The organism is Candidatus Viridilinea mediisalina (assembly GCF_002532535.1).
GTDB lineage: Bacteria > Chloroflexota > Chloroflexia > Chloroflexales > Chloroflexaceae > Viridilinea > Viridilinea mediisalina.
In genome coordinates this window covers 1-19,424 of sequence record NZ_NQWI01000093.1, presented here as the reverse complement: position 1 = coordinate 19,424, position 19,424 = coordinate 1, and the positions used below count along the sequence as shown (strand labels likewise).

Sequence of the window (19,424 nt, the reverse complement as noted above, 5' to 3'; positions counted from 1 at the left end):
GCCACCCCAGAGGGCATCCTCGATCTCGCGGGCAATGTCTGGGAGTGGACACGCAGCGAGTATCGTTCTTACCCCTATGATCCCGATGATGGCCGCGAGGATAGCCGCAAGCCAGCGGAAAAACGCTTTACACTACGCGGGGGTTCGTGGGGCGATCACTCGCTCTTCCTGCGTGCGGCCGACCGTTATCATTTCCCGCCCGACTACCGCTTTCAAGTCGTGGGTTTGCGGCTTGCCCGGCACCTTCCGTTGTAAAGTGTTCTGTCTTCTGTGTTCTGCGATCTGTGGGGAGAGCCGCCCCGGCGGGGCTTCTGGCTGGCATGAGACACCAAGGTGTATGGGATGCGCAAGATGGCCCTCACCCCCTACCCCTCCTTTTCAGATATACAGTTTTTGGGAAGCTTTGGATGCGGTGTCAAGAGTTTTCTCATGCAACGCGACCCAACGACCTGCTAGGTGTGCGCCGTGCCGCCACCATGCGTAGCCCCACACACCCAACGGCGCACACCTGGCAGGTCTGAAGGGGGTGCCAACGGATCATGGAGGTGGGCGCCGTGCCGCCACCATGCGTAGCCCCACACACCCAACGGCGCACACCTGGCAGGTCTGAAGGGGGTGCCAACGGCCCATGAGACCTCGCAGGTCTGAAGGGGGTGCCAACGGATCATGAGACCTAGCAGGTGCGGCGCGGTGGGATCGTTGACGCCCTCATGGTGGCGGCACGCGCCCCACCTGCCAGGTCAGGTGCCGCTGCTCTTGGTTCATTGGAGCGCGTCAACAACCCTGTACACACCAATTGGGACGCCATGTTCTACAAGCTGCAATCTGCAATCTACAATCTACAATCTACAATCGGAAATTGCCCCATCCTGGTACGTTGTGGCTTCCTCAATCAGCCTGATTTCCTCTGCGCTCAGGGCGAAGAGTTGGTAGATCTGGTGGTTAAGTTCGTGCTCTTGGGCACTGATTGCTGTCGTGTGCTGCTCATGGCGCTGACGCTGCTCGTTGAGCCACTCCTCCCAGTCGTCGCGCTCCTTCAGTGCTATCTCGCGCCTGAAGTGGTTGCGTAGCTCCTCGCGGAAGCTGGGGAAGTCTAGGTGCCACCAGGCGCTGAGCTTCTGGTTCAGTGCGTTGCCCTGCCCCCCCAGGTCGCTCAGGATGCGCCTGCGTACCCGCTCGTGGAGCTTGTAGCGCGCCTGCGCCTCGGCGCTGATCCGCAGCGCGAGGTCGCCGATGGTTTGCTGAGTCTGCGCGGCGGCTTCCGGGATGGGCAGGCGTGCGATGTATTGGGCCGACATTAGGTAGCGCAGCATGCCTTTGCGCTCGCCAAAAGGTGCCGCGAGGTTGGTTACCGCAAACCATAAGGTGCGGCTCATCAAGAGACCAAGCAGGTACGGATGCTCGCCTGGGATCATGAAGGTTGTCTTATTACCCACAATCCCAGGGCCAGCTACACTATAGCGCGGGCGATTGGCGATCTCCGGCCAAAATATCTTCGGCCCGTCAAAGGCTGCGTAGTAGTTGCACGGACGCAGTTCCCACCAGTAGCCCCCCTGATCGGCACGTCTGCGCCCCGCTTCAGCAAATGGTGCTATGTGGCGGGCAATGGCGGGCAGGGTGCTCTGTAGGTATTCCCAGGCCGCAGCTTCATCAAGCTCCGCACCAGCCTGCTGTGCTGTCCACTGATCCGGCAGCAGGATGAGCCACCTGCCCTTTTCGTGGACGAGCCATGAACGTATGTCCGCGCCGTTCACCAACGGCTTGAGCACGGTGGCCGATTGCGCATCTTCCTGCACGAGCCGGTCGCGGGTTGCTTGGTTGATGATGAAGGCGTTGTTGAGGCCCGTCAGTACCCCACGGTACATGCGCCCTTCAACCACCTCTTCGAGTGGCTTGCCTGCATCAAGCAGCTTCGCCAGCAAGTGCCTGCTCGCATCATCGATCAGTTGCCAGCCGCTATCAGGTTGGTCGTGGATGCTCACTGCTATCAGCTTGGCTGCCACCCGCTCGGCAAATTCCTTCAGCCCTTCGCTGCGGCTGAAACGGGCCACTTGGGTGCTGTGTTCTGCTGGCGGGGCGAGCTTGCGGAGCAGTGGGATGGCTGGGTAGACATCAGGCGCATCATGGAAGATGCGGTTGTCACCTAGATCGATAATCTGATCCAGTGTGACGTTGGTACGCAAAAAGTTGCGTAACGGTGTGGCGTAGTTGGCCCGCAGCCATGCGTTGCTGGCGATGTAACCGAGCCGCCCGCCCGCCCGCAGTAACTTGATGCCCTGTTGGAAGAAGTAGACAAAGAGATCGGCGGTGCCGCTGTAGGTCTCAGGATAGACCGCCTCGAAGTAGGGCTTGAGCAGCCCCAGTTGCTCTTGCCGCACATAGGGAGGATTGCCCATCACCAGGTCAAAGCCGCCCTCTGCGCCCAACCAGCGCCCATAGCGGTCGTAGAAGACTTCGGGAAACTCAAGATCCCAATGGAAGAAGCGTTGGGCCGCTTTGAGTTGGCGCAGCTCTTTGAGCGGACGCTCGAAGGCCGGGGTGGCGAAGGCCCCTTCGTCGCGCTTGGTGACATACTCGGCCAGCGCCTGCCACATGCTGCGTTCGGGCGTCACGCCGAAGCCAGCGGCGGTAACCAGGTCGGCCAGCGCCCCAAAGCGCTCGGTCAGCCCGGCGCGTACCGTTTCGTAGATGCGCTCTTGCTCTTTGACATCGGCGACACTGCGGGCGGCGCTGCCCTCAATCAGCCACATGGAGTTGACCGCGCTCGCCATGGCGCCAGCAAAGGCGGCATCGTCGAGCAGCGTGAGTTGATCGGCAGTTGGGCTTTGGGGCTCCTTTTTGCTGCGTCGCGTCGGCTTCTTCGGCGTAGTTGCCGTATCCAGTTGGGCAGCGCGGGCACCTACGAGGGCGTTGCCGCAGCGCATATGGTGGTCGAGGAACGAGAGGGGCCGCCCCTTCGCAGCGGTGGCCAGCCAGAGCGAGAGTTTCGCCAGATCAACAGCCAAGGGGTTGAGGTCTACACCATAGATGCAACTCTGGGCCACGCGCCGCTTCCAGTAGGCCAGATCGGGCTCATCGTCCGCCTCAGCGGGCGGCACAACGGCCAATTCCACCAAGTAGCGCGCAATATACTCCGTCGCAGCCACAGGGAAATGGCCACTGCCCATGGCCGGGTCGAGACAATTGAGATTCAAGATCGCCGCGATCTTCGCCTCGTCACTCGGCTGATCGGCCACCGCCGCATCAAGCAGCGGGCGCAGGGTCTGCTCCACAATGTACTGCACCGCAAAATCGGGGGTATAGTAGGAGCCGGTGCGGTGGCGTTCGCCCTTGTCATTGACCACATCGGTGCTAAAGCCGTCGGCGCTGCGCTCAAGCGGCACCAGATGGTACTCCAACAGCCCCTCGTAGATCGTACCCAAATGGCGCTCAGCGAGATCGCGGTAGTCAATGAATTCCTTGCTGCCCGTCTGCGGATTGATGATGCGGGCCAGTTGATCGAGCGCAAGTTGCAACTGGGCATCGCCAATGGTGTAACGCTCCAGAAAAGGGTACTGCTCAGGATCAAAGAGGCCACCGTTGAAGGTAGCGACATTGAGCGGCGGGCTACCAGCATTGATAATGCCAAAGAGGTCGCGCAGTTCTGCCCATGTGCGCCCAGTATCAACCAGCAGCGTCATGCCACTATCGAGGCGGCGAGTCGCCCCACGCACCACCGCGTAGAGGCTATACTCATTGCGGTAGTTAGCATTCTCGCGCAGCGGCAGCAACTCGCGCGCCTCAGCGTAGAAGATAAAGAGCAGGCGGTAGAGCACAATCAGGCTACTGCCATAGATTTCGTGCAGCATCGTAGGAGTGGGCTGCAACTGGTTGCGCGGATAATCGAGGAACCCCTGGGCGAGGTGGCGCAGCGCATCGAAAGCCTGGTTCTTCAGCGAAGCAGAGAGACTATGGGCATAATCCACACTCTCGCGCAGCATACCCTCTAGGGTAAGCGTAGCGCCCAGCGCAGGCTCAAATGCAGCGCGGCGGAAGAAGGCATAGAAATAGAGAAAAGGCTCCGGCTCATCCGCATCGCTCAACTGCTTCAGGTCAACCTCGTAGTAACGATCCTGCTTCTCCACCGTATCCTTATGGTAGAGTCGCCAACGGCGGCCATTGGTGAGGATACCCCATGTAACACCCGCGTGGCGCATATAGAAAGCAATCTGATCGGAAGGCACGCGCGCGAGGTCCTCATCAACGCCAGCGAGCGAAACATCGAGCTTACGGTCCCAAAACTTGGCCTCGCCGATAGCCAAGGCAGCCGTAAGCTCAGCATCGTTGAGCGTCTTACCCTTATTGGCCTGCCGAGCCGCCTCATCGCGGTAGAAGACATAGTCGGGCTTCTTCGTTCCCTTGGGAGTCCGCAGGGCCGCCTGCACCTCAAAGGTATGGCCGAGCGCCTCAAGCACCGGGCGCACCAACTCGCGCTCAGTCTGAGCCTCATTGCTTGAAGGGGTAAAATTGGCAAAGATCGCCCGAATCTGGGCAAGAACCGGCGTTGCCTCAGCCAGCAGGTCAAACCAGGCATCACGGCGGCGCAACGTCTCATCCAGATAGTGATCGGCAAAGAGTTGCCGGTTATAATGGCGCTGGCTGAGCGCCAAGGGCAGTTGGGCAGGGTTCATAGGTTATACCAGTTATGAGTGATGAGTGGCGAGTGACAAGCAGGGTATACCTCATTGCAATGCGGTCTGACGTAATCTGCTATGCGGCATGTTCAATGGTAATTGGTATTATCTGTTACTTTTGTTCAAAGCGGCGTCGGTTCTTCATGCGTGCTTCAGCCTGCAAATCGGCAACGCGATCAGTCTCGTCCACAATCTCACCCGTAAGCACCTCAAGCACATCTTCGAGGGTCACGACGCCAGCGACACCGCCATACTCATCAATCACGACGGCAAGGTGTTGGCGTGATTGGCGAAAGACCTCAAGCAGCCGGTCAGCACGTAGGCTCTCGGGGACAAGGTTGGGCGGACGCATAATCGCCGTGACCGACTCACTCCCTCGGCCTTTGAGTAGCGCAATCAGCAACTCTTGGCGCAGAGCAATACCGCGAACCTCATCCATATTCTCACCAACCACCACCATCCGCGAATGTTCCGACTTCAGCACCTGCTCCTCAACCTCAGCGATCGTCTCATCAGCATTGAGGCAGGTCATACTAATGCGTGGGGTCATAATAGCACTAGCGACCGTATCATTGAGTCGAAAGACCCGCTCGATCATCTCCGACTCATCGCGTTCAATAATCCCCTCCTGTTGACCAATGCGGGCCAGCAGGCGAATCTCGGCCTCATTAGTTGTTGGTAGTTTACGTGTCCCAATGATCGGCGCAACGAGACGCTCAATCAACCAGACCACCGGCGTAAGCAGGAGGGTCAATGCGGCTAAAGGCGGGGCGGCGAACAGTGCAATCGGTTCAGCATAGCGCTCGCCCAGATTCTTGGGAATAATCTCAGAGAAGATAATCACAGCCAACGTCAAGCCCGCCGAGAAGAGGCCAATCCAGACACTACCAAAGACATTCGTAGCCATATCGCCAATCAGGATGCTACCACCGATATTTGCGACATTGTTGAGTACAACAATCGTACTAATTGGGCGACCCATATCTTGACGGATGTGGAGCAGCGTGGCGGCATTACGCTTGCCCCCCTCAGCCAATTGGCGCACACGCACCAACCGTGTCGAAAAGAGCGCCGCCTCAACACCCGAACAGAGTCCTGAACTGACTAAGACGAGAGCAATAAGCAGGAAGAGTTCGTTCATAGTTACTTTCGATCCATGGTACTAAGGAGGCACATCCCCCGAAGAACTTTTTGTTAGCGCGAAGAAGCCTTGGGATCGTGGGGGGGGGGCGTCGCGTTGGCTGAGCCTGTCGAAGCCAACGCGACGTTGGCTTCGACAGGCTGGCTTCGGCAGACTCAGCCAGCGGCGCGGTGGCGCAGCCCCACCAGCAGGTTCTATAGGCCGAAATCCACGCTACCCAACACCCATGGTATAGTATGTAGGTATAAAGGGATTATATGTCGGTTCAACAAAATGTGTAGCTAGATGAGGAGTTGCAATGTCTCAGCAAATGCCAGGTGGCCCCGGTCGTTCCATGCAGCCACAGCGGGGGCTTCCCTATGGCGTACTGACCAGTGGTGTGGTAGTGGTACTCATTCTCGTCTTCGCGATTTCCAATGCGACGACGGTGATTGATGCAGGTACCCGTGGTGTGGTCAAGACCTTTGGTGAAGTGACGGGCGTGTTTGGTGAAGGGCTGCACTTTCGCGTGCCCTTCATCACCAACGTGGTGGTGGTTGATGTGCGGACGCAGCGCATGATCTCGTCCTCTTCAGCGGCCTCACGCGACTTGCAGATTGTGACCACCCAGGTGGTCTTGAACTATCGTGCCGACCCGGATGCAGTGGGTAATCTCGTTCGTGAGATTGGGATTGACTATGAGGCTAAGATCATCGATCCAGCCATTCAAGAGTCGGTCAAAGCGGCGACCGCCCAGTTTACCGCAGAGAATCTGATTACGCAGCGCCCCTTAGTCTCAGAATCGATCCGTGAGGTGCTGCTGACACGTCTTGCGCCGCGTGGCATCATCGTGGAAGATGTCTCGATCACCGAGTTCAACTTTAGCGAAGAGTTTAGTCGGGCGGTTGAGGCCAAGCAGGTAGCCGAGCAGGATGCCGAGCGTGCCGAGCGCGAATTGCGCCGCGCCCAGATCGAGGCGCAGCAGCAGGTCGCCCGTGCCCAGGCCGAAGCGGAAGCACGGCTCGAAGTAGCCCGCGCCGAAGCCGAAGCGCTACGGCTCCAGCGCGAAGTCATCTCGCCCGAACTGCTGCAACTGCGCTTCATCGAGCGCTGGGACGGTATCTTGCCCCGCTTTATGACCGGCGACACCGGCATGCTACCACTGCTCAGCATCTCAGCCGATGACATCCAATCCGACCCGGTCGCCCGTCCCACCGTACAGCCCGCCCCGGAGCCACCAGTGGAGATTGATCAGCAGCCGTAGGTTGGATGAACAGATGAACGGATGAACGGATGAACAGATGAACAGATGAACAGGATCGCGGGTGTTGAGCTTGTCTAAGCACCCGCATCCTCGCGTCCTCGCGTCCTCGCGTCCTCGCGTCCCCGCATCCTCGCGTCATCCTCACGGCCCAGCGCTCACCAACGGTTCCAGTTGGGCATAGAGCTTATCTCCAATGCCACTGACGCTGCGTAGCTCCTCGATGCTGCCGAAGGGCCCTTGGGTCTCGCGTCGGGTCACGATGCGTTCAGCCAAGACCGCGCCAATCCCCGGCAGGCTTTGCAGTTCGGCCTGCGATGCGCGGTTAATATTGATCAACTGGGGGCCTTGGGGCGCTGCTGCCGAACCGACCGCGACAACTGCGGCTTCAGGGCTATCACTGGCCACCAGCATGGGAATGTGGATATGGCCGGCATCGCTGAGCGGTGCGGCAAGATTGATCTGATCGGTCGCCGCATCCTCGCGGAAGCCCCCAGCGGCTACGATGGCATCCTTGACCCGCGCCCCTTCGGGTAGGCGGTAGACATCGGGGTGGTTGACGGAACCACTCACGTAGACGATCAGTTCGACCGGCAGGGTTGGGGCGGGCGGTGCAACCGCCACAAAGTCATCAAAAGCATCATCAAATGCGGGCGGTGCAGCTTGGTTCAGCCCCAGATAGGGTGCAAAGCCAAATCCTAACACCACCACGCCCAGCAGTAAGCAGACCAGCGCCGCAATCATGCGCGGATTGCGCTCGATGTTCCATTCCATGGTGTGCCTCCTCAGTTATGGGAGGGTGTGCAACAACCAAGTTGCTTACACATCCTTCCCCCTATAACATGTACCGTTTGAGGAGGCTAAAAGTTACGCTTTTGGTGAGAGGACATCTTGTTCCTCTAGCAGAAACTCAAAAGTGGCGCACGAGTACGCGGTACACACTCAAGAAAAGTATGCTACCCCCACTAATCCAGTAGATCACTTGTACCCAGAGGTTTCCACTATCAGTACCACTCATGATGCCATGTACGAGAGCCAAGAGGAAAGTTACGTAACCTAGTAGGTGTAACCATTGCCATACACGCCGTCCGAGCCGATCTTTTACGTAGAAGCTCATACCGATCAGCGCCATGCCATAGAAGGCCACTTGGCCTAAACCTACCCAGAAGGGAGCGTGACCACTATAGGCAAAGGGGGTAAACAATTGTGCAGGTGTTGTGGCAATGTAGTGATCGCCCAACAGCATGAGAGCGTGAAAGAGTGCAAACGCTAAACCGAGCAAGCTGGTATGCTGATGCAGATCGAAAGCCAATGGCCCGCCTGGCCAGACCCGCGCCATACGGTTGCTCATCAAGAGACCAAACACCATCGCGCACCAAAGCAGTGCATACGCAATCATTGCACTACTACGGGCAAGCTGCCAGTAGGCTTTGGGAGCTTCACCAAAGAGCGATGCACTCAGACCTGGCAGCCACGTAGGTAGCATAATCACTGCTGCTAGGGCGCCTACACTGACTCCCAACAGCAACAGAATGACTTCATGCAGCGCCATTGCTGGGGGCATAGCGGTGAATAGATCGGTATCCGGCGTCGTAACTGGCCGTGGAGCGCGTTGTACTTTGGCCGTATGTAGCTCTGATGTTGGTTCTACGTTTGTCATAGGTGCATCCGATCAATATGTGTATTCTTTTGGCCATACCTGCATCGTAGCTGTCTGTATGGCCCATCCCTCATTGTCTAATACTATGCCTGCCAACTGCGGACGTTGGTTGAGCCAAGCTATTCCGGCATTGCGCCCAAGCATCAAGACTACTTTAGCCGCCATCTCGGCAGTGAGGGCGTTAGGAGCTACGATGGTTACACTCAGCAGATCGCTTGTTGCAGGCATACCAGTACGTGGGTCAATGATATGATGGTATGCTTGACCAGTTCGATACCAGCGGCGGAAATCACGGCCTGAAGTTGCAATAGCGCCCTCTTTGAGCATGATCAGTTCCAGCTCATCTGCGGGTGCAAAGGGGTCTGCGATCCCTATCGCCCATGGCGAGCCATCGGCACGCGGGCCACTTACCGCAATATCGCCACCTAGATCAACCAATGCTGGAGCACTGCGTCCCAACCAACGCGCTAAATGATCCGCCGCCCATCCCTTGGCACTCCCGCCAAGATCGAGGCGCATCTGTGGTGGCAGCGCGACCGCTTGAGGTTTGCGCTGGCGACGGATACGCTGCCAAGGCTGTACGTCGTGGTGAGAGCAGTTGGGGTAGGTTGTATATTGCTGAATACTATCTGTGGCAGTATGATCCCACATTGCTTGTTGTATCATGGCAAAATCGCGATCGTATCCTGCTCGTTCTAACGCGGTAAGCAATGTTGGCGTTACAAGACCCTCACTCGCCCACGCGGCCCAGAGTGCTGCCGCAAGGGCTGCCCAAAGCGTTGGACTGACTGGCTGCCAACCCTTGCCTGCTTGGGCGTTGAGTTGACACAGCTCACTCGTAGCCCGAAAGCGACTCAGGTTTGCCTCCCATTCCATGATCTTTGCTGCCGCGTGTAGCAAAACGTGGTGTTGCGCTCTATCTGGTGTATCAAGCACCAGCCTGATCTGGCAACCCATAGCGCGAACATCATGAACCTGCACGTTAAGCCTTCCGGTGAAATGGACGAGGGAGGTGCAGCCTCCTCCTCCTGCATAGTTAACGCGAAGAGCGCGTAACTGTCACTGCGGTTGGGCGCACTACTGGCGGCGTAGGATTGACCAACTGAGGTGCCACTTGGCTCTCAAATTGTACTAAGGGTACAAGCGTCGGTATGGGGGCAAAGAGGCCACTTGTTGTAGGAAGCGCTTCTGGGGTTGTTGTAGCAGGACTTGCATGGGCCAACAGCGCCCATCCACCCAAGGTCGCCGCCACTGCTGCCACGTTGATCATCGTCTTGAGATCATGCCCGGCTGTGCGGCATGTTGGTGTGCGTTTCATCATGGACGCTCCTCCTTGGATAGCTTGGCATAGACTACTTGGCCAGTGTTGGCATCCACATAGACTTCGCCACCATCAATGAACTTGACTTCATAGACAAGCAAGCCACGCTCCTCTTCCAGTTCTACCTTACGTACTGTCCCACCACCCCGGTAGTTGAGCGCAATAGCTGCCGCTTCTTCGGCTGTGGGTGCTGTAGTCATCGGCACTGTGGTGGCAACAGTTTCACTCTGAGGCATTGTCTGTGGGGCAGTCTCAAGGTTGGATGGAGGAGTAAGCTGTTGATTTGCCTGCTCTATCTGCTGATTGGCTTCAGCGATGGCCGTCTGGTAGGCCGCCTCACGCTGCTGAAACTCACTGACCAATGTTGGATCGGCGATCACATCTGGAGTCAATGTTGTCGTGAGCAGTTGGGCACTGCTCTGGCTCCACTGCCCAACTAACGCCCCAGCGATGATCAGGATAAAAGCGGTAAGACCTGCGGCAACCACGAGCATTGTGCGTTGATTCATGGAAATTTGTCCTTTGAACTCAGGCGATGAACCATAACGCTATCATAGTTGTCTTGCTTCAAAGCTATCTTGGAAAGTGCAATCCGGACTCTCATCTTTTTCCAATGATCATACGGTATCCTAATGTGACAAGAGAGGGTTGTAGGGCGGCAGCCCTAATATCGGATATTTTGAGGAAGTATACGCATGCGTGTTTTAGTTATCGAAGATGATCAGCGTCTGGCGCGTTTAATTGCACGAGTGCTGGAAGAGGAGCATTATCAGGTTGATCTCGCCTATGAGGGTGCAACAGGGCTTGAATTGGTGTTGCGTGGTATCTATGATGTGGCGATCATCGATTGGATGTTGCCTGAACGCGATGGGCCGAGTATCTGCCGAGCGGTGCGCCTCGCGCGCGTACCCACGGCACTGCTGCTCCTGACAGCGCGTGGTCAAGTAGAGGATAAGGTTGCAGGCTTTGCGAGTGGGGCTGATGACTATATGGTGAAGCCGTTTGCGTTTGAGGAGTTGTTGGCGCGGGTGCGTGCTCTGAGCCGCCGTTTTCTGCCCTTGACTGGCGGCGAACTGCAAGAGTTGCGTTTGGGCGAGCTTGTACTCGATCTACGCGCCCACACCGCTCGCCGTGGGCTACGAACGCTCGATCTTACACCAACTGAATGGAACTTGTTGGAGTACCTCTTGCGCCATACCGGACAGACCCTCAGCCGTCAACAAATTCTTGATTATGTCTGGTCGTATGAACAAGATGTGCAACCACAAATGGTTGATGTCTATGTCTCATACCTACGGCGCAAGTTGAACGGGCCGGGAGAGCGCGATCCGATTACTACCGTGCGGGGAGTGGGCTATCGCTTGGAGGCCAACCTTGTTTAGAGGTTTACGTTGGCAATTTACCCTGATCTACACGCTCGCTGCCCTAGCAGTGGTCGTTCTTGTTGGCGCTGGTTCCTATTTGATTGTGGCACGCTACTTCGCTGGAGTCACCGATCTTGCTTTGCAGCATAAGATGGCCCACGAGTTTCATGCCCTTGCCGCCCCGCTGCCCCCTTCATTGCTGCATGCCGACCGTGATTGGTCGTTGGTGCGTCAAGATGCGGGTCTGCTACCCCCAACGCGATCTGAGCCCTCTACGGCTCACCGCAATGGAAATACTCCATCGTCCAATTCTACTGACATCGCTGAGTTAGCGGCAATTATTGTGCTACCGTTGGATACTAAGGGTCGTATTCTTTTCCATCCCAACACGACTGCACCACTGCTCACTCCACATCAGGGGGCTTTGGCCGTTGCGTTGCAGCAGGGGTATGATCTCCGTACCATAATGACCGACGATGGTCAGCGGGTGCGCTTGCTTACCTATCGTCTCACCCGTAGCGATGGGCCAGCCGCACTACAACTTGCCCGTGAGTTAGGTGACCAAGAGCGTATTCTCAATCAATTAACCGCTGGGTTATTGATGCTGGCGTTTTTGAGTATGGCTCTAGTTGGCACAACCAGTTGGTGGTTGGCTGAACGGGCTTTGCGTCCGGCTGAAAAAGCTTGGGAACGCCAGCAGCGCTTTATTGCTAGTGCCAGCCATGAACTGCGTACTCCGCTGACCCTCATTCGTGCCAGTTCTGAAGTGGCGCTACGCAGCCTCGATCAGCAACAACACGATCAACGTGAACTGTTAGGCGATATTGTAGCTGAGAGTGATCACATGCGTCGTCTCGTAGACGATCTCTTGATCCTGTCACGGCTTGATAGTGGTCAACTTAGCCTGATAGTGGAAGCGGTTGAACTCTCTGTACTGCTCCAAGATCTGCAGCGTCAGACGGCGCATCTTGCTACTGAACGGGGGATACAGGTGCAACTTGATGCAGTCACAGGCTATGTTCAGGCCGATGCAGCGCGCTTACGTCAGGTTTTGCTCATTCTGCTCGACAATGCGCTACGGCATACCCCCCCGCGTGGTACGATTTGCCTAGCGGCTATCGCTGAAGGGCGCAACCTGCGTATCAGTGTGAGCGATACAGGCAATGGGATTGCGCCAGAACACCTACCCCATCTCTTCGAGCGTTTCTATCGCGTTGATCCTGCCCGAGGGCGCGAAGGCGGCAATGCTGGCTTAGGCCTTGCTATCGCCAAGAGCCTCATCACGGCTATGGGTGGGCAAATTGGCCTCACAAGTACTTCACAGCAAGGCACCACCGCATGGGTGGTGCTACCACAAAGCCCTACCAATTACCGTTGAACAACCCGCATTTACTAAGAGGCTGTCTGAAAATTCTACGAACTGGCGTTGGAGTGCCGGCTTCAGCCGGCTAAAGCCGGCACTCCAACGCGTGCCCACTAGCTTTTCAGACAGCTTCTAAGAGCAGCTACAAACTCCCTACCTCAAGCTCGCGCAGGAAATCTTGAATGAGCGGGCGCTGGGCTGCGAAGTCTACCAAGAAGGCATCGTGGCCAGCGGGTGAGGTGATATCTACATGCTCCACTGGGCGGCCCTGGCGCGTGAGCGCGTCGGCAATCGCACGCGATTCACTGGTGGGGTAGAGCCAGTCGCTGTCAAAGGAGATGATCAGGCTCGGCCCAGGCATCCGCGCCATTGCAGCATCGAGTGAGCCGTAGCGCCCCGGCAGATCCCAGTAGTCCATCGCCTTCGTGATATACAGGTAGGAATTGGCATCAAAGCGGGCATTGAAGCTATCGCCCTGATAATCGAGGTAGCTTTCGACCGCGAATTCGCGTTCAAGGCTAAAAGCTGGCTCATTGGCCCCCTGGAGGCGACGCCCAAACTTCTGCTCAAGGGCCGGTTCGCTCAGGTAGGTAACGTGCCCCACCATACGTGCCAGCGCCAAGCCATTGGTTGGCCGCTCGTGGTCGTAGTAGTCACCATCACGCCAGCGCGGGTCGCGCATAATCGCCTGACGCCCGATGCTATTCCATGCAATCGTCTGGGGCGAAGAGCGGGCCGCAGTGGCCAAGAGCAGCGTGCCGCCGACGCGCTCGGGGTGGGCCGTTGCCCATTCGAGAGCCTGAAAGCCACCCATCGAGCCGCCTGCGACAGCGAAGAGCCGCTCGATGCCCAAGGCATCCAACAGACGCACCTGGGCACGCACCATGTCGCCAATCGTGATCACTGGGAAATTGGCCCCGTAGGGCCGCCCCGTCCACGGATTGGGACTTGCCGGGCCAGTAGAACCCATACAGCCGCCCAGCACATTGGAACAGATAATAAAATATTTTTCGGTATCAAATGGCTTGCCCGGCCCAACCATCGCATCCCACCAACCCGCTTTGCGGTCGGTAGCACTATGGTAACCTGCCGCATGGGCATCACCAGAGAGCGCATGCAACAGTAAGATCGCATTATCGCGGGCGGCGTTGAGTTGCCCGTAAGTCTCGTAGGCCAGCGTTACCGCCCCAAGACGCTCCCCACTCTCCAACGCCAGCGGCTCGATCCACGTCAGAGACTGGCGTTGCACGATACCGACACCCTCATAAGCACGCTCAAACTGGACTGCGGTCATGGGCTCTTATCCTCAATTGCTAGCTATATGGTGGTGAGGCGCAGCCTCTCACCCGAAGAACTTTTTTGTGAGCGCGAAGAAGCCTTGAACTCGTGGGGGGCGTCGCGGTGGCTCGGTGGCTCGATGGCTCGGTGGCTCGGTGGCTGAGCCTGTCGAAGCCAGCCTGTCGAAGCCAGCCTGTCGAAGCCAGCCTGTCGAAGCCAGCCTGTCGAAGCCAGCCTGTCGAAGCCACCGCGCCGCTTGGCTTCGACAAGCTCAGCCAACGTGACGCCGGTTCGGTGGCTGAGCCTGTCGAAGCCAGCTTGTCGAAGCCACCGCCCCAACAACAGGTCGTAGGCCGAAGCCCTACACCTGCGCCAGCGCAGCGTCCAAATCGGCCAAAATGTCATCAAGTGTCTCGATGCCAACCGAGAGGCGCACATAATCCTCGCTGACGCCGGTGAGTTGTTGCTCTTCCGCCGTGAGTTGGCTATGGGTCGTGCTGGCCGGGTGGATGGCGAGGCTACGGGCGTCACCAATATTGGCCAAGTGGGAGAAGAGCTTGAGGCTATCAATGAACTGCTTGCCCGCCGCGAGGCCGCCCTTGATCCCAAAGCCGACAATCCCACTCTGGCCCTTCGGCAGATACTTCTGGGTCAAAGCATAGCTGGGGTGGCTTGGCAGACCGGGGTAATTGACCCAAGCAACCTTCGGGTGTTCACCCAGCCAGCGGGCGACGGCAAGGCCATTCTGGCTATGGCGCTCCATGCGCAGCGGCAAGGTTTCGAGTCCTTGCAATAGCATGAAGGCATTGAAGGGGCTGATAGCGGCCCCAATATCACGCAGACCCTGCACACGCGCCTTGATGATATAGGCGAGGTTGCCTAACGCCTGGCTATAGACCAACCCGTGGTAGCTGGCATCGGGCTCGGTAAACTCCGGGTAGCGCCCGTTGGTCCAATCAAAGTTCCCGCTATCCACAATCACGCCGCCGATGCTGGTACCGTGGCCACCGATATACTTGGTAGCCGAATGGATGACAATATCGGCCCCGTGCTGAATAGGCTTCCAGAGGTAGGGCGTGACCGTCGTGGCATCAACAATCACCGCCACGCCAGCTTCATGGGCAATCGCCGCAATCTGCTCAAGGTCGAGAACATCGAGCTTCGGATTGCCGACCAATTCAAGGAAGAAAGCCTTGGTACGCCCATCAATCGCCTTGCGGAAGCCCTCAACATCACGCGCATCAACAAAGCGGGTGGTAATACCCAACTTCGGGAGCGTATGGCGGAAGAGGTTGTAGGTACCGCCATAGAGATCGCTCGAAGCGACAATATTATCGCCGGTGCCAGCCAGATTAAAGATCGCCAACGTCTCAGCAGCCTGCCCCGACGCAAGGGCCAGCGCCCCCACCCCGCCCTCAAGCAGCGCCATGCGCTTCTCGAAGACATCGGTCGTGGGATTCATAATGCGCGTATAGATATTGCCAAACTCTTGCAGACCAAAGAGCCGAGCGGCGTGGTCAGTATCCTGAAACTGGTAGGACGTTGTCTGGTAGATCGGAACTGCCCGTGCGCCAGTTGTCGGATCGGGCGTCTGCCCACCATGCAGGGCCAAAGTCTCAATACCATTGAACTGGGGCGTATCGGACATAGGGTACTACTCCTTGCTGGTTGCGCTAGGGCAAACAAAAAGCCCTCATCGGATGCGATGAGGGCAGACACTAGCGATTCACTTTGAGCGATCCGCAGGGCGTGCCGCTCATCTTCCAGGTTTTTGCTGACGGAATTGGCACCATCCCTTCGGAATTGTAGATTGTAGATGATAGATTGTAGATTGTGCATCATCTACAGGCTACCATTACAACGCACAATCAAACTCGGGGGTTGCCGCGGTTTCACAGGGCCGTTCCCTCCACCGCTCTGGATGAGCTTGCGCGTCTGGTTGTTTGTGTGCTGGCGGCACTATAGCAGTTTGTTGCGCGCTTGTCAAGTACCAATGTTTGTTACGTTGCATTGTCAGCAATCGAAGTGGTAATGCACGTTTGCAAGGAAAGTGCTATACTAAGTCTAAACGATTGCCGCGATCGGTGTGAGGCCACCGTGAGCAACAGGATCGCGCAACGATGCCCGATAGTACAATGCTCGATACTACGTTACTCAACCACCTGCGTGAGCTGGTGCTGCTCTGTGATCTGGAGGGTACGATTGGCTATGCCAATGCCGCAGCGCAGCAGCTTGCTCAAACACCATTGGAGGATGTGTCGTTCCTCGACTTTATTGGCCCAGAGAGTCGTGCAAAGGGGGAACGCTTCTTAAGCTTGGTTGCCACCACAGGGCCAGACGCGCCGACGGAGCGTTGGGAATTGCCGATTGGTGATGCGTTAAACTATGTGGTGGCCTATTTTCACGGCTATTGTGAGCAAGAGCAACTGGTGATTATTGGTGAGCTTGAACCACCCTCGGTGGGTGAGATGCAAACGGAGCTCTTGGCGCTTACCTCGGAATTGAGCCAAGCCCAGCGCGAACAACGCCGCCAGAATCGCCAATTGGCCCACGCTCTGGCCGAACAGCGCCACCTGCTCGACACGATCCAATCGCTCTCGGTGCCCGCTGTACCGATCTGGGATCGCGTCTTGCTGTTACCCCTCGTAGGCCATTTTGATAGCCGCCGGGCCGATCAGGTCAATACCATGTTGCTCAATCGCGCATCACAGATGCGCGCCAAGTTCGCCATCATTGACCTGAGCGGCATTGCGCTGGTTGATACCTCTGTCGCGCAACAGCTCATTCACAGCGCCCAGGCGCTTCGTCTGCTCGGGGTACAACCAATCTTGGTGGGGATCAATCCCGAAATTGCCCAAACCATTGTCAATTTGGGCGTCTCGCTACCCGGTTTCGTCATCAAAGTTGATCTGCGCGATGCGTTAGCCTTTGTTCTCGCTCGCATGGGGACAAAGACGCGAAAAACGAGGTAGAACCACTCGTTCTTTTAGCGGGCTATCATCTTTGACGGTTGTCCGCAACATTTCAGACATATGGAGGCAGCAATGCAGCAGCTTGCAACAACCTATGAAGAGTATTTAGGCGCACTACGCAGTGGTGACCGGCGGGTTGCGCTGAATACCGTGCGTATGGCCCTGGCTGAAGGTGCCGACATCCGCGATCTCTACATGGATGTCCTACAGCCCGCGATGTATGAAGTTGGACGGCTCTGGGAGACCAACCAGTTCACGGTGGCCCAAGAGCATCTTGCCACGGCGATCACGCAGAGTGTGATGGCGCAGATCTATGCCGCAGTGATCTGCAACCCACCGATTGGGCGCACGATGGTGGCCACCTGTATCGGCGGTGAACTGCACGAACTCGGGATTCGCATGGTCTCCGACTTCTTTGAGATCGAAGGCTGGGATGTCTTCTACCTAGGGGCCAACATGCCGCCCGACGATGTCATCTCGATGATCGATGAGCATCGCGCCCATCTGTTGGCCATCTCGGTGACGCTTGGGGGCCATGTGATGCAGGTGCGTGAACTGATCAACGCGGTACGCGCCTCGCATGTTGGTCGCCGCGTCAAGATCATGGTTGGTGGTCAGCCCCTCAACCGCTCGCCTGATGCTTGGAAAGCGATTGGTGCCGATTTTACTGCTGGCGATGCGCGTGAGGCAGTGAAAATGGCGACCGAGGTGCTCGCATGAGCAGCCTCAGTCAATGTAACATGCTCGGACGCCTGAGTAACGAACTGATCCTTGTCTGTGACGATGATCTGGTGGTGCGCGAAGCGAACGGTTTGGCTGTGCAAACTTTGGGTACAGCGATCATTGATCATTCGTTATTCGACCTCTTTTCACCAGCGGCTCAGGGTAAAGGTACCGCCTTCGTGGCTGAACTGCAACGCTTAAGCGCTGATCAGATTACCCCGACCTGGGAGTTGATGCTCGATGTGCCCCACGGCAATAAGCTCCTAATTGGGATCAGGGGGGGCAAGTTACCTGGGCGCGGCTGGCTGATTATGGGTGGCGGCGAGCCGAGCGGGATTAGCAACTTGTACCACGAAGTCTTGGCGCTCAACATCGAGTTGACCACCCTGATCCGTAAGTTATCACGTGAGCAGACTGTACTGAATGATCGGATACAGCGCTTACTAGACCTTCAGGAGCAATACAATGTCCAACCCCACTGAGGCCCTTGTGCTTAGCCGCTTAACCAGTATGCGTGCTGACCTTATCCACCACCTGACCGAAGAGCTTACCGAGAAACTGCCGATTATCAGCCCGCGTGCCCACCGCGACGACAGCCCCGAGATGCACCGTGAGCGCATGCACAAGACCGCCACGCGCTTCCACGATACGCTTATGGCAGCGGCTGATGCCGGTTGGAGCCTGATCTCCTTTGATTACAGTTGGGCCTCGCGGGTCTTGCAACCCCTTGGGGTGACCTGGGAGCACCAGGACACGGCAATCACCGCCTATTTTGCGATTGCACGCCGCTTGGCCGAGTGGAGCGATGAGGAAGACGCAGCCCTCACCTCCATCGAGCAGCATATGCGCGCCGAGGTGCAGCCGGCGTATACTGCGTAGCAACCATGAAGCCGCGAGTGAACTGCGTTCGCTCGCGGCTTCATCCTAAATTTGACGCTCCCACATTTCACGAAGTGGGAGAACATGGTTCTCCCACACCCTCTACTCAACATCAAACACGGCATCCACCGCAACCTGTAGCTCCGGCAGGAGTGGCGAGGTCGCGCTGCTGCCCCGGAGGAAGTGGCCATGCTCGCGGTAGCCGCTGCCGTCGAGGCTTAGGACGGTGATGCTCTCATCTATGGGGTTGACGATCCAGTATTCGGGGATGCCTCCTTCGGCGTAGTCATGACGCTTGACCACCGTGTCCCGTTCGGGATTATCAGGGCTCACGACCTCCAACACCAGATCTGCGCCTAACCAGTAGTTCTCTTGGTTGCGCGGATCGTGCTTGTCGAGCAACAAGAGCAGATCAGGCTCGCGGAATTTGCCAGGGCGAATTTGCATGCGTAGCGCCGCGAAGAGGACTTCGCCCCCACGGGGTTTGATGATGCCGAGCAGCAGGGCGTAGAAGAAGGCGATGATGCGTTGGTGGGTGCGCGTGGGCATGGGTAGTACCTCAATGATGCCATCGGTAAACTCAACCAGGCGGTTGCTCTGGTTGCTTAGGTGTAGGTAGCTTGCCTCGGAACAGCGGTCTTGCGTGGTAAGCATAGGAGCGCCTCCTGTCGATAAGGTGGGGACTTCCGTGGGTAGTAGAGCGTTTTTGAGAGGTACAGAGGGTTTTTACTACCTGAAAAGCCGGGGGGCACACGCTGGAGTGCCGGCTTTAGCCGGCTGAAGCCGGCACTCCAACGCCAAACCATAGAC

Annotated in this window: 19 protein-coding genes and 1 riboswitch; of the genes, 8 read left to right on the top strand and 11 right to left on the bottom strand. The window is 57.3% G+C overall.

The window, feature by feature from the left end:
• Nucleotides 1–255 (top strand): formylglycine-generating enzyme family protein (locus CJ255_RS16245; protein WP_165774753.1); only part of this gene is annotated, 255 nt, incomplete at its 5' end.
• Nucleotides 256–839: 584 nt separating this feature from the next.
• Here CJ255_RS16245 and CJ255_RS16240 read toward each other — a convergent pair.
• Both CJ255_RS16240 and CJ255_RS16235 read right to left on the bottom strand, forming a co-directional pair.
• On the bottom strand, nucleotides 840–4,670 hold the full coding sequence (locus CJ255_RS16240) for an Eco57I restriction-modification methylase domain-containing protein (protein ID WP_097645149.1): 3,831 nt from the start codon (nucleotides 4,668–4,670) through the stop codon (nucleotides 840–842).
• Nucleotides 4,671–4,785: 115 nt separating this feature from the next.
• Nucleotides 4,786–5,814: a hemolysin family protein gene (locus CJ255_RS16235; protein WP_097645148.1), complete on the bottom strand. Its 1,029-nt coding sequence runs from the start codon at nucleotides 5,812–5,814 to the stop codon at nucleotides 4,786–4,788.
• A 298-nt stretch (nucleotides 5,815–6,112) separates the two neighbouring features.
• Here CJ255_RS16235 and CJ255_RS16230 point away from each other — a divergent pair, with 298 nt between their 5' ends.
• Entirely contained in the window at nucleotides 6,113–7,057 is a 945-nt protein-coding gene (locus CJ255_RS16230; RefSeq protein ID WP_245863496.1) for a prohibitin family protein, read from the top strand.
• Nucleotides 7,058–7,198: 141 nt separating this feature from the next.
• Here CJ255_RS16230 and CJ255_RS16225 read toward each other — a convergent pair whose 3' ends face one another.
• From CJ255_RS16225 to CJ255_RS16205, 5 genes are all read right to left on the bottom strand, one after another.
• Nucleotides 7,199–7,828, bottom strand: a complete 630-nt coding sequence (locus tag CJ255_RS16225; protein WP_097645146.1) for a ComEA family DNA-binding protein — start codon at nucleotides 7,826–7,828, stop codon at nucleotides 7,199–7,201.
• A gap of 136 nt (nucleotides 7,829–7,964) precedes the next feature.
• On the bottom strand, nucleotides 7,965–8,714 hold the full coding sequence (locus CJ255_RS16220) for a ferric reductase-like transmembrane domain-containing protein (RefSeq protein WP_097645145.1): 750 nt from the start codon (nucleotides 8,712–8,714) through the stop codon (nucleotides 7,965–7,967).
• 12 nt (nucleotides 8,715–8,726) lie between these two features.
• Complete coding sequence (locus tag CJ255_RS16215; RefSeq protein WP_097645144.1) at nucleotides 8,727–9,671, bottom strand: FAD:protein FMN transferase; 945 nt, start codon at nucleotides 9,669–9,671, stop codon at nucleotides 8,727–8,729.
• A 79-nt stretch (nucleotides 9,672–9,750) separates the two neighbouring features.
• On the bottom strand, nucleotides 9,751–10,035 hold the full coding sequence (locus CJ255_RS16210) for a hypothetical protein (protein WP_097645143.1): 285 nt from the start codon (nucleotides 10,033–10,035) through the stop codon (nucleotides 9,751–9,753).
• Entirely contained in the window at nucleotides 10,032–10,544 is a 513-nt protein-coding gene (locus CJ255_RS16205) for a PepSY domain-containing protein (protein ID WP_097645142.1), read from the bottom strand. The genes CJ255_RS16210 and CJ255_RS16205 overlap by 4 nt, the downstream gene beginning before the upstream one ends.
• A 186-nt stretch (nucleotides 10,545–10,730) precedes the next feature.
• Here CJ255_RS16205 and CJ255_RS16200 point away from each other — a divergent pair, with 186 nt between their 5' ends.
• Both CJ255_RS16200 and CJ255_RS16195 read left to right on the top strand, forming a co-directional pair.
• Complete coding sequence (locus tag CJ255_RS16200) at nucleotides 10,731–11,417, top strand: response regulator transcription factor (protein WP_097645141.1); 687 nt, start codon at nucleotides 10,731–10,733, stop codon at nucleotides 11,415–11,417.
• On the top strand, nucleotides 11,410–12,777 hold the full coding sequence (locus tag CJ255_RS16195; protein WP_097645140.1) for a sensor histidine kinase: 1,368 nt from the start codon (nucleotides 11,410–11,412) through the stop codon (nucleotides 12,775–12,777). Before CJ255_RS16200 ends, CJ255_RS16195 begins: the two co-directional genes overlap by 8 nt.
• Before the next feature lie 127 nt (nucleotides 12,778–12,904).
• On the opposite strand, the gene metX is transcribed toward CJ255_RS16195, so the two are convergent.
• From metX to CJ255_RS16185, 3 genes are read right to left on the bottom strand one after another with little or no spacing between them, the layout of a single operon-like run.
• A complete protein-coding gene (metX, locus tag CJ255_RS16190) occupies nucleotides 12,905–14,056 on the bottom strand; it encodes a homoserine O-acetyltransferase MetX (protein WP_097645139.1) in 1,152 nt (383 codons plus the stop codon).
• Between the two features lie 23 nt (nucleotides 14,057–14,079).
• Nucleotides 14,080–14,445: a hypothetical protein gene (locus CJ255_RS22910; protein ID WP_124681974.1), complete on the bottom strand. Its 366-nt coding sequence runs from the start codon at nucleotides 14,443–14,445 to the stop codon at nucleotides 14,080–14,082.
• The gene (locus tag CJ255_RS16185; RefSeq protein WP_097645138.1) at nucleotides 14,402–15,688 is read right to left on the bottom strand and encodes an O-acetylhomoserine aminocarboxypropyltransferase/cysteine synthase family protein; all 1,287 of its coding nucleotides are present in this window, start codon (nucleotides 15,686–15,688) and stop codon (nucleotides 14,402–14,404) included. The genes CJ255_RS22910 and CJ255_RS16185 overlap by 44 nt, the downstream gene beginning before the upstream one ends.
• Before the next feature lie 105 nt (nucleotides 15,689–15,793).
• Nucleotides 15,794–15,968: riboswitch (SAM riboswitch) on the bottom strand.
• Nucleotides 15,969–16,160: 192 nt separating this feature from the next.
• Here CJ255_RS16185 and CJ255_RS16180 point away from each other — a divergent pair.
• From CJ255_RS16180 to CJ255_RS16165, 4 genes are all read left to right on the top strand, one after another.
• Entirely contained in the window at nucleotides 16,161–17,012 is an 852-nt protein-coding gene (locus CJ255_RS16180; RefSeq protein WP_097645137.1) for an STAS domain-containing protein, read from the top strand.
• Nucleotides 17,013–17,084: 72 nt separating this feature from the next.
• Nucleotides 17,085–17,732, top strand: a complete 648-nt coding sequence (locus CJ255_RS16175) for a cobalamin B12-binding domain-containing protein (protein ID WP_165774752.1) — start codon at nucleotides 17,085–17,087, stop codon at nucleotides 17,730–17,732.
• Entirely contained in the window at nucleotides 17,729–18,217 is a 489-nt protein-coding gene (locus CJ255_RS16170; protein ID WP_097645135.1) for a GAT domain-containing protein, read from the top strand. Before CJ255_RS16175 ends, CJ255_RS16170 begins: the two co-directional genes overlap by 4 nt.
• The gene (locus CJ255_RS16165) at nucleotides 18,201–18,614 is read left to right on the top strand and encodes a hypothetical protein (protein WP_097645134.1); all 414 of its coding nucleotides are present in this window, start codon (nucleotides 18,201–18,203) and stop codon (nucleotides 18,612–18,614) included. Before CJ255_RS16170 ends, CJ255_RS16165 begins: the two co-directional genes overlap by 17 nt.
• 102 nt (nucleotides 18,615–18,716) lie before the next feature.
• Here CJ255_RS16165 and CJ255_RS16160 read toward each other — a convergent pair whose 3' ends face one another.
• Nucleotides 18,717–19,268: a Uma2 family endonuclease gene (locus CJ255_RS16160; RefSeq protein ID WP_097645133.1), complete on the bottom strand. Its 552-nt coding sequence runs from the start codon at nucleotides 19,266–19,268 to the stop codon at nucleotides 18,717–18,719.
• Between the last annotated feature and the right edge of the window lie 156 nt (nucleotides 19,269–19,424).

Bases quoted from the DNA above. Each gene is read 5' to 3' on its own strand.
- CJ255_RS16180 (WP_097645137.1), top strand. From the start codon at position 16,161: ATGCCCGATAGTACAATGCTCGATACTACGTTACTCAACCACCTGCGT.
- CJ255_RS16220 (WP_097645145.1), bottom strand. From the start codon at position 8,714: ATGACAAACGTAGAACCAACATCAGAGCTACATACGGCCAAAGTACAA.
- CJ255_RS16235 (WP_097645148.1), bottom strand. From the start codon at position 5,814: ATGAACGAACTCTTCCTGCTTATTGCTCTCGTCTTAGTCAGTTCAGGA.
- CJ255_RS22910 (WP_124681974.1), bottom strand. From the start codon at position 14,445: ATGACATTTTGGCCGATTTGGACGCTGCGCTGGCGCAGGTGTAGGGCT.
- CJ255_RS16170 (WP_097645135.1), top strand. From the start codon at position 17,729: ATGAGCAGCCTCAGTCAATGTAACATGCTCGGACGCCTGAGTAACGAA.
- CJ255_RS16200 (WP_097645141.1), top strand. From the start codon at position 10,731: ATGCGTGTTTTAGTTATCGAAGATGATCAGCGTCTGGCGCGTTTAATT.
- CJ255_RS16205 (WP_097645142.1), bottom strand. From the start codon at position 10,544: ATGAATCAACGCACAATGCTCGTGGTTGCCGCAGGTCTTACCGCTTTT.
- metX (WP_097645139.1), bottom strand. From the start codon at position 14,056: ATGACCGCAGTCCAGTTTGAGCGTGCTTATGAGGGTGTCGGTATCGTG.
- CJ255_RS16210 (WP_097645143.1), bottom strand. From the start codon at position 10,035: ATGATGAAACGCACACCAACATGCCGCACAGCCGGGCATGATCTCAAG.
- CJ255_RS16160 (WP_097645133.1), bottom strand. From the start codon at position 19,268: ATGCTTACCACGCAAGACCGCTGTTCCGAGGCAAGCTACCTACACCTA.
- CJ255_RS16225 (WP_097645146.1), bottom strand. From the start codon at position 7,828: ATGGAATGGAACATCGAGCGCAATCCGCGCATGATTGCGGCGCTGGTC.
- CJ255_RS16185 (WP_097645138.1), bottom strand. From the start codon at position 15,688: ATGTCCGATACGCCCCAGTTCAATGGTATTGAGACTTTGGCCCTGCAT.
- CJ255_RS16215 (WP_097645144.1), bottom strand. From the start codon at position 9,671: ATGGGTTGCCAGATCAGGCTGGTGCTTGATACACCAGATAGAGCGCAA.
- CJ255_RS16175 (WP_165774752.1), top strand. From the start codon at position 17,085: ATGCAGCAGCTTGCAACAACCTATGAAGAGTATTTAGGCGCACTACGC.
- CJ255_RS16240 (WP_097645149.1), bottom strand. From the start codon at position 4,670: ATGAACCCTGCCCAACTGCCCTTGGCGCTCAGCCAGCGCCATTATAAC.
- CJ255_RS16165 (WP_097645134.1), top strand. From the start codon at position 18,201: ATGTCCAACCCCACTGAGGCCCTTGTGCTTAGCCGCTTAACCAGTATG.
- CJ255_RS16230 (WP_245863496.1), top strand. From the start codon at position 6,113: ATGTCTCAGCAAATGCCAGGTGGCCCCGGTCGTTCCATGCAGCCACAG.